This window comes from Thioclava sp. L04-15 (genome assembly GCF_002020275.1).
In the GTDB taxonomy this organism is placed as follows: Bacteria; Pseudomonadota; Alphaproteobacteria; order Rhodobacterales; family Rhodobacteraceae; genus Thioclava; species Thioclava marina.
Map to the genome: position 1 here is coordinate 1,055,475 of NZ_MPZW01000001.1, position 13,514 is coordinate 1,068,988.

At 65.2% G+C, this 13,514-nt stretch carries 12 protein-coding genes; 10 read left to right on the top strand and 2 right to left on the bottom strand.

From position 1 onward, the window contains the following. Positions 1-53 precede the first annotated feature (53 nt). On the top strand, positions 54-2,273 hold the full coding sequence (locus tag BMI90_RS05225) for a response regulator (protein WP_078526686.1): 2,220 nt from the start codon (positions 54-56) through the stop codon (positions 2,271-2,273). Here BMI90_RS05225 and recQ read toward each other — a convergent pair. Then, positions 2,264-4,327, bottom strand: a complete 2,064-nt coding sequence (recQ, locus tag BMI90_RS05230) for a DNA helicase RecQ (protein ID WP_078526688.1) — start codon at positions 4,325-4,327, stop codon at positions 2,264-2,266. The two genes, BMI90_RS05225 and recQ, sit on opposite strands and share 10 nt — an antisense overlap. Continuing rightward, on the bottom strand, positions 4,327-4,626 hold the full coding sequence (locus BMI90_RS05235) for a YggT family protein (RefSeq protein WP_038146533.1): 300 nt from the start codon (positions 4,624-4,626) through the stop codon (positions 4,327-4,329). Before BMI90_RS05235 ends, recQ begins: the two co-directional genes overlap by 1 nt. Positions 4,627-4,754: 128 nt before the next feature. Here BMI90_RS05235 and BMI90_RS05240 point away from each other — a divergent pair, with 128 nt between their 5' ends. The 9 genes from BMI90_RS05240 to dxs all read left to right on the top strand — a co-directional run bounded on the left by BMI90_RS05240 (position 4,755) and on the right by dxs (position 13,475). Beyond that, positions 4,755-5,285 (top strand): thioesterase family protein, encoded by a 531-nt coding sequence (locus BMI90_RS05240; protein ID WP_078526690.1) that lies wholly within the window; start codon positions 4,755-4,757, stop codon positions 5,283-5,285. 405 nt (positions 5,286-5,690) lie between these two features. Next, complete coding sequence (locus BMI90_RS05245) at positions 5,691-7,040, top strand: MFS transporter (protein WP_078526692.1); 1,350 nt, start codon at positions 5,691-5,693, stop codon at positions 7,038-7,040. Positions 7,041-7,042: 2 nt separating this feature from the next. Beyond that, positions 7,043-7,936: a penicillin-insensitive murein endopeptidase gene (mepA, locus tag BMI90_RS05250; protein ID WP_078526694.1), complete on the top strand. Its 894-nt coding sequence runs from the start codon at positions 7,043-7,045 to the stop codon at positions 7,934-7,936. Beyond that, positions 7,909-8,838 carry an esterase-like activity of phytase family protein gene (locus BMI90_RS05255; RefSeq protein WP_078526696.1) on the top strand — a complete coding sequence of 310 codons (930 nt, stop codon included), beginning with the start codon at positions 7,909-7,911 and terminating at the stop codon, positions 8,836-8,838. Before mepA ends, BMI90_RS05255 begins: the two co-directional genes overlap by 28 nt. An 87-nt stretch (positions 8,839-8,925) precedes the next feature. After that, positions 8,926-9,558 (top strand): queuosine precursor transporter, encoded by a 633-nt coding sequence (locus tag BMI90_RS05260; RefSeq protein ID WP_078526698.1) that lies wholly within the window; start codon positions 8,926-8,928, stop codon positions 9,556-9,558. A 350-nt stretch (positions 9,559-9,908) separates the two neighbouring features. Beyond that, positions 9,909-10,304 carry a cytochrome c gene (locus BMI90_RS05265; RefSeq protein ID WP_078526701.1) on the top strand — a complete coding sequence of 132 codons (396 nt, stop codon included), beginning with the start codon at positions 9,909-9,911 and terminating at the stop codon, positions 10,302-10,304. Positions 10,305-10,427: 123 nt separating this feature from the next. Then, on the top strand, positions 10,428-10,664 hold the full coding sequence (locus BMI90_RS05270) for an exodeoxyribonuclease VII small subunit (protein ID WP_038075727.1): 237 nt from the start codon (positions 10,428-10,430) through the stop codon (positions 10,662-10,664). Next, positions 10,665-11,531: a farnesyl diphosphate synthase gene (locus BMI90_RS05275; protein WP_078526703.1), complete on the top strand. Its 867-nt coding sequence runs from the start codon at positions 10,665-10,667 to the stop codon at positions 11,529-11,531. Positions 11,532-11,552: 21 nt separating this feature from the next. Beyond that, a complete protein-coding gene (dxs, locus tag BMI90_RS05280) occupies positions 11,553-13,475 on the top strand; it encodes a 1-deoxy-D-xylulose-5-phosphate synthase (RefSeq protein WP_078526705.1) in 1,923 nt (640 codons plus the stop codon). The last annotated feature ends 39 nt before the right edge of the window (positions 13,476-13,514 follow it).

Here is a 13,514-nt window from a genome sequence, read left to right on the forward strand (position 1 = left end):
ATGCGGCTCTGCCAACCTGCCTGCCGAAAGATTTTCGGGGGCAATCGGGCGGCATGCATGCGACGATCGCGAATAAACTCGCTCAGGAGCGGCGCTCACGCCTCGCCGCAGAGAAACTTCTGGAGCAAAAAAGCCGGGAGCTTTTCGCAGCCAATCAAAAGCTCGCGCTGCATGCGCGCATGCTCTCCGATCAGATCGTCGAACAGCGCAAGGGGCTCGCCCGGGCCTTGTCAGAACGCGCCAGCCTGATCGGCGAAAATGACCGCGTCCGCACCGATCTTGAACGCGCCAATTCGTTGGTGATGATCGCGCAGCGCCGGCTTTGGGATGCGGTCGACGCGATCTCGGACGGGTTCGCGGTCTATGACAGCGAGTTGCGCCTCGTCGCCGCCAACCATGTCTATCTCTCCTTTTTCGTGGGGGAGATCCCGATCGGCCCGGGTATTTCCTATGATGAGGTCACGCGCATCGCGGCGGATCGCGGCCTTTTCGACCTGCAAGGCCGCGACCCGCTCGACTGGCATTTCGAAATGAGCGAGCGGATCCGCCGCAAGGAAATCCCCCCGCTCGAGATCCAGACCCGTGACGGCCGCTGGTTTCGCATCAACAACCGCTGGGGCGCGCAGGGCGATCTGGTCACCTACGCGCAGGACATCTCCGACGCGGTCCGCCGCGAGGAAGACCTGCGCGAGGCGCGCGACCGCGCAGAGGCTGCCAGTCGTGTGAAATCCGCCTTCCTGGCCAATATGAGCCACGAGATCCGCACCCCTATGAACGGTGTCGTGGGCATGGCGGATCTGCTCGCCGAAACCGACCTGACCGAGGAGCAACGCCTCTACGCCGATACGATCCGCTCCTCGGGCGAGGCGCTTCTGACGATCATCAATGACGTGCTCGACTATTCCAAGATCGAGGCAGAGCGGATGCGCCTCTACCCCGAGCCCTTCGATCTCGAACGCTGCCTGCACGAGATCATGGTGCTGCTGCAGCCCGGCACGAAGGATCGCGCGGTGAAACTGCTCGTGGATTACGACCTCTTCCTGCCCACCCGCTTCATCGGCGATCCCGGCCGTATGCGTCAGATCCTCACCAACCTGCTCGGGAACGCTGTGAAATTCACGCAAGCCGGTCATGTTCTCGCCCGCGTCGTCGGCTTCGAGCGCGACGCAGGCCGATACGAGCTCCACATCACGGTCGAGGATACCGGGATCGGCATTGCGCCCGAGCTGCTCGAACATGTCTTTGGCGAGTTCAATCAGGTCGAGGCGGAATCGAACCGCAAGTTCGAGGGGACTGGGCTGGGCCTTGCGATCACCCATCGCCTCGTGCAGCTGATGGGCGGAGAGGTCTGGGTCGACAGCGCGCCGGGGGAGGGGTCGTGTTTCGGCTTCAAGCTCACCTTGCCGCGCGCCGAACCCGCGACCCCAATCGACGCGCCGTGCCCGCCGATCACCCTGCGCACGGCCCTCGTGGTCGACGATCTTTTCGTCAACCGTGTCATCCTCGAGCGCCAGTTGCGGACCTACGGGCTCGACGTCACGCTTTGCCGCACCACCGAAGAGGCCTTGCGGGTGCTCGGCGACGGGGCGAAATTCGACGTCATCCTCACCGATCACCGCCTGCCCTCGCTTGACGGGATCGCTATCGCCCAGAGCCTGAGCGCCTCCGGCTACGACGTGCCGATCCTGCTGATCAGCTCCGATCCCGAGCTGGCAGGCGCGGTGCAGCTCCCCGAAATCGCGGGCTGCCTGCAAAAGCCGGTGCTGCGATCAGAGCTGTTTCGCACCCTGCAAGACCTCTCGCGGCGCAGCTTGCCTGACCCTGCCGCATTGCCCGATCCGTCGCCCGCATCCGACCCGCCGGCCCGCCAGATGCGCGTGCTCGCCGCCGAGGACAATCGCACCAACCAGCTCGTCTTTTCCAAGATGGTGAAGGATCTCGATATCGAGCTGCGCTTCGCCAACAACGGGCGTGAGGCGGTCGAGATCTGGCGGGATTTTGCCCCGGACCTGATCTTCATGGATATCTCGATGCCGGAAATGGACGGGCGTGAAGCCACCCGCGCGATCCGCGCGGCGGAGGGGCCGGGGGCGCATGTGCCGATCTGTGCGCTCACCGCCCACGCGATGGACGGCGACAGCGAGTCGATCTTTGCCGCAGGGATCGACCACTACCTCACGAAGCCGCTCAAGAAGCCATTGATCGCAGAGCGGATCGGCGCCTCCGCTCACGGCCACATCCGCCCCCCGCTACCCGCAGCGGATCAGCGATAGCCGTCGAGAATTCCGAGGATGGGCTCGGCAAAGCGGTCGAGCTTCGACTCGCCCATTCCCGCAATCCGCCCCAGCGCGGTGCGGTCGCGGGGCCGCGTCTCGGCGATCTTGCGCAGCGTCGTATGGGTCAGCGAAAGGGGTTTGCCGATCCCGTCCTCGCCGCGCAGGAGCCGCGTGACCTCGGCCAGAAGTGCGTCGAAGATCTCGCCCTCCTGCCGTCCCGCGAGCTTGCGCCGCGTGGGGTGCATCTCCTCCACGGCGCCGGCGATCACCGACAGGAACTCCGCACCATAGCTTTCCAGTTTCTTTGCGCCCACACCGCCGATCCCCGCCATCTCGTCGAGGCTCATCGGCCGCTTCTCGGCCATCTCGATCAGGGTTCGGTCGGTGAAGACGATATAGGCGGGCACGCCCTGCGCCTCGGCCAGCGCACGGCGCTTGGCCTTGAGCGCAGATAGAAGCGGCGCGTCTTCCTCGCTCACCAGCGTCTTGATCACGTTTTTCGCTTTGGCCGATGCCACCAGATCGCGGCGCAAGGTGATCGACTGTTCGCCGCGCAGGATCGGACGCGCCGCGTCGGTCATCACCAATGCCCCGTGCCGCGCCGCATCGGGGCGGATCAGGTCATGGCCCATCATCTGCCGGAACACCGCCTGCCATTGCGCACGGCTCAGATCCCGGCCCACGCCGAAGGTCGGCAGCTTGTCATGGCCCCATTGCCGGATCTTGTCGGTCTCGGACCCCAGCAGGATCTCGATCAGGTGGCCCGCGCCGAAGCGTTCCTCCGAGCGCAAAGCCGCCGAGAGCGCCTTGCGCACCGCTTCCGTCCCGTCGAACAGCTCGGGCGGGGTGTCGCACAGATCGCAATTCCCGCACGGCGTGGCTTCCTCACCGAAATAGCGCAGCAGCTTCACCCGGCGGCATTCGGTCGCCTCCGCGAGACCCAGCAACGCATTGAGCCGCCCGTGATCGGCCTCCTTGCGCTCGGGCGGCGCCAGCCCCTCGTCGATCTGGCTTCGCCGCAGCTTGATATCGTCGGGCCCGTAGAGCGTCAGCGTCTCGGCGGCCGCGCCATCCCGGCCCGCTCGGCCGATCTCCTGGTAATAGGCCTCGATCGATTTCGGCAGATCGGCATGGGCGACCCAGCGGATATCGGGCTTGTCCACGCCCATCCCGAAGGCCACGGTCGCGACCACGATCAGCCCGTCTTCCTGCTGGAAGCGCACTTCCACCGCACGGCGGTCATCCGCCTCCATCCCGCCGTGATAATGGCAGGCCAGATGCCCCGCCTCGGTCAGCGCCTTCGCCAAGGTCTCGGTCTTGGCCCGCGTGCCGCAATAGACGATCCCCGACTGCCCCTTGCGCGCGGCGGCGAAGTTCAGGATCTGACGGCGCGGCTGATCCTTGGGCGAAAAGGCGAGGTGAATATTCGGCCGGTCGAAACCGCGCAGGAAACTCTCCGGCGCCTGCCCGTCGAACAGCCGGTTGACGATCTCGGCGCGGGTTTCTTCATCCGCAGTGGCGGTGAAGGCCGCAAGCGGCACGCCGAGGCTGCGCCGCAGCTCGCCGATGCGCAGATAATCGGGGCGGAAATCATGGCCCCACTGGCTGACGCAATGCGCCTCGTCCACCGCGATCAGGCTCACGCCCGCCCGTCTGAGCAGCTGATGCGCTCCGCCCGAAGCCAGCCGCTCGGGCGCCATGTAGAGGAGTTTCAACCGCCCCTCTTCGATCGCGGCAAAGACCTCCTCGGTCTCTTCGTCGGTGTTCCCCGAGGTCAGCGCGCCCGCCTCGACGCCTGCCTGCCGCAGCGCGCGCACCTGATCGCGCATCAACGCGATCAGCGGCGAAATCACCACCGTCACGCCCTCTCGTGCCAGTGCAGGCAATTGATAGCAGAGGGATTTTCCCCCACCCGTCGGCATGATCGCAAGCACGTTATGCCCTGCGATCACCGCGCGCACGATCTCTTCCTGACCGGGCCGGAAGGCATCGAACCCCCAGACCCGCGCCAGTAGCTCGGCGGGGGCTTCGGCTGCCGCAGCCGCAGGCATCAGAAGCTGTTGCCGTAGAAGAAGGCCGCGTTGTTGAAGAGCGCCTGGCGGATGATGATCAGCGCGATGAAGGCCACCAGCGGCGCCAGATCGAGCCCGCCCGTGTCAGGCAGGAAGCGCCGGATGCGCCCGTAGATCGGCTCGAGCAGATTGTTCAAACCGAACCAGATCTGTGCCACCAGCGGCTGACGCAGGTTGAGCACCTGGAAATTGATCAGCCAGCTCATGATGATATGGGCGATCATGACGAACCAGATGACGTTCAGGATCAGCACGAGCGCCTGAAAGAGCGTGACCATCGAACACCTCCGCTTTGGGTCGCAAAGACAGGTAAGCGAGCCGCCCGGCCTTTGCAACCGCAGGCTGGGTGGCATTTTCCGTAACGTCGTTCTTGACGCTTCCGCTGCGTCGCAGCACCACTGATCGCATGTATCCCGTCGTTCGCATGGCCAAAGAGATCGTCAAGTTCCGCAATGCGCCTGCGTTGCCGATCACGGGCACCCATGTCAGCCACCATATCTGCTGGCCCTGGGACATCGACCTGTGGATGGAGCTCAATAACGGGCGCACGCTGACGCTCTACGATCTGGGGCGTATCCCGCTGGCGATCCGCACCGGGCTTTGGGACACGCTCAAGCGCAACAGATGGGGTATCGTCGTCGCGGGCAACACCACCCGCTATCGCCGCCGTGTTCAGGCCTTCCAGAAATTCGAGATGCGTTCGCGCTGTCTTGGGTGGGACGATCGCTGGATGTGGCTCGAACACGCGATGTTTACCCGCGGGGAATGCTCCTCGCATATCCTGATCCGTGGGGCCGTGACTTCGAAGCAGGGAATGATCCCGCCCGCGCGCGTACTCGAAGAGATGGGCGTGAGCGAACCCTCCCCACCGCTCCCCGAATTCGTCACCGCCTGGTCCGAGGCGGATGCGAAACGCCCCTGGCCGCCGGAGTTCTGAGGCGGGTCAGAGCCTTGAATTGACACGCTGGGCAGCGCCCGACCGCCGGGTGCGTCCATGCCGTCCGGACTTTGGCGCGGGCGTCCGGCCCGGGCCGTGCCCGTCCGGCCTTCGTTATGCTCAGGCGTTCGCCGGGGCCTCCTTCCACTGGAAGGCCGCTTTGCCCCGGCTCACCCCTCCCCCCCGGGAGGACGCATTGGCGATAGCTCGCGGGGACAGCCGGCATTCGGGCTTTCGAGATAAGCCGCAGACCCCAAGCAGAGCACAGCGTCCACCCGCGGCTCGGGCGCGTCCCTCCCCTCATCCCTTTCACGGTGACGCTTGCGCCGGCGCCCCTTTTCAGGCTTGATCGCCCCGAAAGGCCGCCAGCTCCAAAAGGCGCGCCGCATGAGGGGGACAGGGCAGATGATCACCGCAAAGAAACGGATCTGGGGCTGGTGGTTCTTCGATTGGGCCAGCCAACCCTACAATACGCTCCTGATCACCTTCATCTTCGCGCCCTTCGTGAAGGACCTGATGGGCTCGGGCACCGCGGCGCAGACGGTGTGGGGCTATGGCGTGGGGCTCGCGGGGATCGTCATCGCGCTTGCCTCGCCCTTCCTTGGCGCCATTGCGGACCGCTCGGGGCGGCGGATGCCGTTCATCTGGGTCTTCTCGGTGATGTATTTCGTGGGCGCATGGTTCCTCTGGTATGCCGAGCCCGGCAATTTCCACCTCATCGCGATCATGATCGCCTTCGCGATCGGCATGATCGGGATGGAGTTCGCCACCACCTTCACCAACGCGATCCTGCCCGATCTCGGCCCGCGCGAGGAAATCGGGCGCATCTCCGGCTCGGGCTGGGCCTTTGGCTATATCGGCGGGATGATCACCCTGATCATCATGCTGCTGCTGCTTCAGGCCAATCCCGACACCGGCAAGACGATGCTCGGGATCGACCCGCTCTTCGGCCTCGATGTGACCACCCGGGAGGATACCCGCGCCGTCGGTCCGCTCACCGCGATCTGGTACGCGGTCTTCATGATCCCGTTCTTCCTCTGGGTGAAAGAGCCGCGCAAGGCCGACGCGCTGCCGGTGCGTACCGCGCTGCGCGGCGCCTGGCCGGAGCTGCGCGCGACGCTCAAGGCGCTGCCGCACCGGCGCTCACTGTTCTCCTTCCTGCTCAGCTCGATGTTCTACCGCGATGCGCTCAACGGCATCTACACTTTCGGCGGGCTCTATGCGGCGGGGGTGCTGAACTGGCCGATCATGATGATCGGCATCTTCGGCATTCTCGGCACGATCACCGGCGCGGTTTTTGCGTGGCTCGGCGGCAAGGCCGATGACCGCTGGGGGCCCAAGGCGGTGATCGTGACCACGGTGATCGTGCTGACGATGGTGGTGGTGGGCATCGTCTTCGTCTCGCGTGAGAGCGTGTTCGGCATCGCCGTCCCGCCCGAAAGCTCGCTGCCCGACATCGCCTTCTACATCCTCGGCGGCATGATCGGCGCCTGCGGTGGCGCGCTGCAATCGGCCTCGCGCACGATGATGGTCCGTCAGGCTGATCCCGAGAAGATCACCGAGCATTTCGGCCTCTACGCGCTCACCGGCAAGGCCACGGCTTTCATCGCGCCGCTCTCGATCGGGATCGTGACGCAGGTCTCGGACAATCAGTCGATCGGCATCACCCCGATCATCGTGCTTTTGATTCTTGGCCTGCTGCTGCTAGGCTGGGTGCGAACCAATGGAGACCACATCCCCCACGGACAGCCCTGACCATGATATCCAGATTTTTCGCCACAGCCCTTTCTCTCACGCTCATTGCCACACCCGTCGCCTCCGAGCCGCTCGCCCGCGTGCTCTTCGGCTCGAAATCCGCGCCCTCCGCTCAGGCGCCCTCCGCGATCGGCTTTTACTCGCGCGGCTGTGCGGCGGGGCTTCAGGCGATGCCCGAGACCGGGCCGACCTGGCAGGCGATGCGGCTGTCGCGCAACCGCAACTGGGGTCAGCCCGAGATGCTGACCTATCTTCAGGACCTCTCGGCCTACGCTGCGACCCTGCCCGGCTGGAAAGGTCTCTATATCGGCGATATCAGCCAGCCGCGCGGCGGACCGATGACCGGCGGCCATGCGAGCCACCAGATCGGTCTCGACGCCGATATCTGGATGCTGCCGCCGAAACGGCTCGACCTCAGCCGGTCCGAGCGCGAGAAGATCTCCTCGATTTCCGTGCGCACCGCCGATCAGCGCAGCATCAACGGCAACTGGACGCCCCAGCATATGGCGCTGCTGCGCCGTGCCGCTTCCGATCCGCGCGTTGACCGCATCTTCGTCGCCGCGGCGGCGAAGATCGCGATGTGCAATTCCGCGCCGCGCGGCGACCGGGCCTGGCTCCAGAAGATCCGGCCGATCTACGGGCATAACACGCATTTCCACGTGCGCTTGAAATGCCCGCCCGGCGCGCGCTATTGCGAGACCCAGAAACCCACGGTCGCGCACCTGTCGAAGGGAGGCGATGGTTGCGACGACACGCTGATGTGGTGGGTGACGGATTATCTCAACCCGCCCAAGACGGCGCCGAAGCCGCCCAAGGGCCCGCCGAAGAAGAGCGCCAAGACCTACGTCATGTCGGACCTCCCCTCCCAATGTCGCGCCGTTCTGTCCTCGCGCTAGCCTTCGGCGCGGGACTGGCCCTCTTGGCGGGGCTCGCCCCGGCCGGGCCGCATCCGCGCGCGCAATTCCTGCAAAGCTACCACTGGACCATGCCGGGCGTCAGCGTCTTCGGCGGGTTCTCGGGGCTTGAGCTCGGTCCCGACGGGCGCGACTTCGTCACCCAGTCCGATCGCACCACCCTCTGGCGGGGTCGTCTCGACCGCAGCGCCTCGGGTCGGATCACCGGCGTCACCGTGACGCGGGGACCGGACTGGCTGCACAGCTCCGAGGGTGCGGTTCTGACCCGCCACCAGGGCGACAGCGAGGGGCTGGCGCTCGCCCCTGACGGATCGGTCTACATATCCTTCGAGGGGCTCGCGCGGGTGTCGCATTTCCCGTCCGACGATGGACCGGCCGAGCTGCTTCCGCGTCCCGAGGCCTTTGCGAAAATGCCCAGCAATGCCTCGCTCGAGACGCTGGCCATCGACGATCAGGGCATGCTCTACACGATGCCCGAAGACTCGGGCAGCACGCGCAAACCCTTCCCCGTCTGGCGCTACCGCAACGGCAAATGGGATCAGCCCTTCGCGATCCCGCGCGACGGCAACTGGCTGCCGGTGGGGGCGGATTTCGGTCCCGACGGTCGGCTTTATGTGCTCGAGCGTGATTTCTGGGGGCTTCTGGGCTTTCTCACCCGCGTACAGGTCTTCGACATTCACGGCGATACGCTTTCGGGCGGCGAGGTGCTGATCCAGACCGGGGCGGGGCGTCACGACAATCTCGAAGGCATCGCGGTCTGGCGCGATACGAGCGGCGCGATCCGCCTGACGATGATCTCCGACGACAATTTCTTTCCGTTTCAGCGCACCGAAATCGTCGAATATCGCCTCCTGTCCCAGCAGCGCAGCGCCAAGAGGGATTGACGCACGCGTCACAACCGCGTATCGCGCGCCCTTGCCCGGAACGGTCCGGGCCATGTCTCCGCTACCATGTAAAAACGGTTGAACATCATGACCCGCTATATTCCTGGCATTCTTGCCATGGCCATCATCGTTGTGGCCTCCAACATCCTGGTGCAGTTCCTTCTGGGCAACTTCCTCACCTGGGGTGCGTTTACCTATCCCTTCGCCTTCCTCGTCAATGACGTGATGAACCGCATCTACGGCCCGGGCGCCGCCCGCCGCGTCGTCTTCGCCGGTTTTGTCGTTGGCGTGATCTGCTCGCTGATCGGCAGCCAGATCATGATTCAGGGCGACGGCTTCGAATATCCCGCCGTGACGCTGCGTATCGCGATCGGCTCGGGCACCGCCTTCCTGATCGCGCAGATGGCCGACATCCTGGTCTTCGACAAGCTGCGCAACGGTGTGTGGTGGCAGGCCCCCGCGGTCTCGACCCTCGTCGGCGCCTCGCTCGACACGATGATCTTCTTCTCGATCGCTTTCGCGGCCTCGCTGACCTTCCTCGAGCCCTCCAACGACGTGTCCTGGGCCAACGATCATCTGCCGCTTCTGGGCTTTGGTCCGCAGGTTCCGCTCTGGGTGTCGCTCGCCTGTGCCGACTGGCTTGTCAAACTCGCCTTAACTTTGGTCGCTCTGCTGCCTTTCAAGGCAATTGTTACCAAACTTTCTCCAAGGATTGCGTAATTTTTCTTGCCACACACAAAATCTGTGGCACGCTGTGGATAACGGCAACGCATTGAAAGGAGGTGGTCCAGTGTCGAGAGTGATAGTGGAGAGAGGTGTCGGGACAGTCAGGGGGGCCGTGGCCTGAGGGCAAACCCTAGGGCAAAGAGCCTTGACTGGGACGGCTGGATCCTTCGGACCCTAACCGGACCATCTCCGTAGATCTCGGAGGGCCGTCTCGCTCAGAGACGGCCCTTTTCGATAGGGCGCTCCATAGCACATGGGGCGCCCTGTTTTGTTGATGGAGATCACTGAAGTAATCGCGCTTCGGGCGTAGCCTTCCCTAACGTAAATCTTTGTGGGAGGAGAAAATGCGCTTCATCACCTGCTGTCTGGCGCTCGTGGGCGCCATGACGATGACCCCGGCCGTCGCTCAGAACGCCGATATCGGCAAGCAGCTCTACGGCCAATACTGCGCCAGTTGCCATGGCGAAGGCGGCTCTGGCGACGGTCCGATGGCCGAATACCTGACCGTCAAACCGAGCGATCTCACCGGGCTCGCCGCGGCCAATGACGGGAAATACCCGATGCTCGACGTCATTCACATCATCGACGGGCGCACCGGCGTGCGCGCGCATGGTGGCCCGATGCCGGTTTTCGGAGAGGTGTTCACCGAAGGGTCCGGCACGGGCTCCTATGCCGATGTGCTGGCCACGCGCGGTCGCGTCCTCTCGCTCGCGACCTATATCGAGTCCCTTCAGCCTTGAGGCGGAGGAGCGCTCACGCCCGTTGCGACGTGAGGGCCGATCTCGACTTCACGGGCCGGATATGCTTTTGAAGTGCGGGGGCGCGAGTCCCCGCATTTTCAGAATGTGCAGGGGTTGAGGCGAATGAGCGATATTGACGCGATGAGCTTTGAAGAGGCGATGAAGGCTCTCGAAGAGGTCGTGGGCCAGCTGGAGCATGGCGACGTCCCGCTGGATCGCTCGATCGAGCTTTACGAGCGTGGCGCGAAGCTCAAGGAGCGCTGCACGAAGCTGCTCAAGGAAGCCGAAGAGCGCGTCGAGAAGATCACTCTCGGCGCCGACGGATCCCCGCAAGGTACGGCGCCGGCCGAAGGTCTGTAAATGTTCGAGACCCGACTGAAAGAGGTCCAGCGCGATGTTCAGGTCGCGCTCGACGCCGCCGTGGCCCGCCAGCCCGAAGGCCCGCTGCGCGCGCCGATGCATTACGCGCTGCAAGGCGGCAAACGCCTGCGCGCCTTCCTCGTGCTCGAAAGCGCCGCAATCTTCGGGATCGCGCAGGCCCAGGCCATGCCCGCCGCCGCCGGTGTCGAGGCGCTTCACGCCTATTCGCTCGTGCATGACGACCTGCCCTGCATGGATGATGACGACCTGCGCCGCGGCCAGCCGACCGTGCATGTCAAATGGGATGAGGCAACCGCCGTACTGACCGGCGACGTGCTGCAAACCCTCGCCTTCGAGCTGTGCGCAGATCCCGTCCTCGGCGCGGCAGATCGGCGCATCGCGCTCGTCACCGCGCTCGCGAAAGCCTCGGGCGCTGCCGGTATGGGCCATGGTCAGGCGCTCGATATCGCGGCCGAGACCGCACCCGAACCGCTCACCCTGCCGCAGATCATCACGCTTCAGGCGGGCAAGACCGGAGCATTGATCTCCTTCGCCGCCCGCGCTGGCGCGATCCTCGCCGGGGAAGATGAAAAACCCTTGCAGGCCTATGCCGAGGCTGTGGGTCTTGCCTTCCAGATCGCCGATGACATCCTCGACGTCACGGGCTGCGAGAAGGCCACCGGCAAGCGCGTCGGCAAGGATAGCGACGCGGGCAAGGCCACCTTCGTCTCGCTTCTGGGTCTCGACGGCGCTCGCGCCCGCGCCGATGCCCTGATCTGCGACGCGATCGACGCCGTTTCCCCCTACGGAGACAGGGCAGAAAACTTGCGAGCCGCCGCGCGTTTCGTTATCTCCCGCGAGATGTAGCGCGCCTCAGGGGGCCAGCCGATGACCGATACGCCGAACGAACCGACCGCAACGCCGACCCTCGACCGGGTGCGCCTGCCGTCCGATCTCAAAAGCCTCACCGATGCCGAGCTGAAAAAGCTCGCCCATGAGCTGCGCACCGAAACGATCTCGGCCGTGTCGCAGACCGGCGGACATCTGGGTGCGGGGCTCGGCGTGGTCGAGCTGACCGTGGCGCTGCATGCCGTGTTCGACGCACCCCGCGACAAGATCATCTGGGACGTGGGCCACCAGTGCTACCCCCACAAGATCCTGACCGGCCGCCGCGACCGCATCCGCACGCTGCGCACCAAGGGCGGTCTGTCGGGCTTCACCAAGCGCTCTGAATCCCCCTATGACCCGTTCGGCGCGGGCCATAGCTCGACCTCGATCTCGGCGGCTGTCGGCTTCACCATGGGTCGCGAGCTCGGCGCCGAGACGGGCGACGCGATCGCGGTGATCGGCGATGGCGCGATGTCGGGCGGAATGGCCTTCGAGGCGATGAACCACGCGGGCCATCTGGGCAAGCGGATGTTCGTGGTGCTCAACGACAACGAGATGTCGATCGCCCCGCCGGTCGGCGCGCTCTCGACCTACCTCACCCGGCTCTATTCCGAAGCCCCGCTGCAGGATCTGAAATCCGCCGCCAAAGGCGCGATGAGCCTGCTGCCCGAGCCGTTCCAGGAAGGTGCGCGCCGCGCCAAGGAAATGCTCAAGGGCATGGCCATGGGCGGAACGCTCTTCGAAGAGCTGGGCTTCTCCTATGTCGGCCCCGTGGACGGGCATGATCTCGACCAGCTCCTGCCGCTGCTGCGCACGCTCAAGGCCCGCGCGACCGGCCCGGTGCTGATCCATGCGCTGACGAAGAAGGGCAAGGGCTACGCGCCTGCCGAAAGCCGCCCCGATGGCGGCCACGCCACCGCGAAATTCGACGTGGCGACGGGCGAGCAGAAGAAATCCCCCTCGAACGCGCCAAGCTACACCAAGGTCTTCGCCGAGAGCCTGATCAAGGAAGCGGCGAAGGACGAAAAGATCGTCGGCGTCACCGCCGCGATGCCCGACGGCACGGGGCTGAACCTCTTCGCCGCGCAATTCCCGCGCCGCTGTTTTGACGTGGGCATCGCCGAGCAGCACGCCGTGACCTTCTCGGCCGGCCTTGCGGCCTCGGGGATGAAGCCGTTCTGCGCGATCTACTCGACCTTCCTGCAACGCGGCTACGACCAGATCGTGCATGACGTGGCGATCCAGCGCCTGCCGGTGCGTTTCGCCATCGACCGCGCGGGTCTGGTGGGTGCCGATGGCGCGACCCATGCGGGCAGTTTCGATATCGGCTTCATGTCGTCCCTTCCGGGCATGGTGGTGATGGCCGCCGCCGACGAGGCGGAACTCGTGCACATGGTCGCCACCGCCGCAGCCCATGACGAAGGCCCGATTGCTTTCCGTTACCCGCGCGGTGAGGGCATGGGCGTCGACATGCCCGAGACAGGCATGCCGCTCGAAATCGGCAAGGGCCGGATGATCGCGGAAGGCTCGCGCGTCGCGATCCTGTCCTACGGCACCCGTCTGGCCGAGGTTCTGAAAGCCCGCGAGGCGCTCGCCGCGCGCGGACTTGCGCCGACGATCGCCGATGCGCGGTTCGTCAAACCGCTCGACACCGATCTGATCGACCGGCTCGTGGCCGAACACGAGGCGCTGATTTGTATTGAAGAGGGCGCGGTGGGCGGCTTCGGCAGCCATGTCGCGCAATACCTGTCCGATCGCGGCGTCTTCGATCACGGGTTCAAGTTCCGCTCGATGGTCCTGCCCGACACCTTCATCGACCACGCCTCGCCCGAGGACATGTACCACACCGCCGGGATGGACGCGCCGCAGATCGAGGCGAAGGTGCTCGAGCTTCTCGGCGTCGCGGTCGCGAAACGCGCCTGAGATAAGCTACGCTTATCCAGGCGGGGCCTGCACAAGCGT

Excerpts from the sequence above, each read along its gene's own strand:
- BMI90_RS05225 (WP_078526686.1), top strand. The coding sequence starts at position 54 with ATGCATGCGACGATCGCGAATAAACTCGCTCAGGAGCGGCGCTCACGC.
- recQ (WP_078526688.1), bottom strand. The coding sequence starts at position 4,327 with ATGCCTGCGGCTGCGGCAGCCGAAGCCCCCGCCGAGCTACTGGCGCGG.
- BMI90_RS05235 (WP_038146533.1), bottom strand. The coding sequence starts at position 4,626 with ATGGTCACGCTCTTTCAGGCGCTCGTGCTGATCCTGAACGTCATCTGG.
- BMI90_RS05240 (WP_078526690.1), top strand. The coding sequence starts at position 4,755 with ATGTATCCCGTCGTTCGCATGGCCAAAGAGATCGTCAAGTTCCGCAAT.
- BMI90_RS05245 (WP_078526692.1), top strand. The coding sequence starts at position 5,691 with ATGATCACCGCAAAGAAACGGATCTGGGGCTGGTGGTTCTTCGATTGG.
- mepA (WP_078526694.1), top strand. The coding sequence starts at position 7,043 with ATGATATCCAGATTTTTCGCCACAGCCCTTTCTCTCACGCTCATTGCC.
- BMI90_RS05255 (WP_078526696.1), top strand. The coding sequence starts at position 7,909 with ATGTCGCGCCGTTCTGTCCTCGCGCTAGCCTTCGGCGCGGGACTGGCC.
- BMI90_RS05260 (WP_078526698.1), top strand. The coding sequence starts at position 8,926 with ATGACCCGCTATATTCCTGGCATTCTTGCCATGGCCATCATCGTTGTG.
- BMI90_RS05265 (WP_078526701.1), top strand. The coding sequence starts at position 9,909 with ATGCGCTTCATCACCTGCTGTCTGGCGCTCGTGGGCGCCATGACGATG.
- BMI90_RS05270 (WP_038075727.1), top strand. The coding sequence starts at position 10,428 with ATGAGCGATATTGACGCGATGAGCTTTGAAGAGGCGATGAAGGCTCTC.
- BMI90_RS05275 (WP_078526703.1), top strand. The coding sequence starts at position 10,665 with ATGTTCGAGACCCGACTGAAAGAGGTCCAGCGCGATGTTCAGGTCGCG.
- dxs (WP_078526705.1), top strand. The coding sequence starts at position 11,553 with ATGACCGATACGCCGAACGAACCGACCGCAACGCCGACCCTCGACCGG.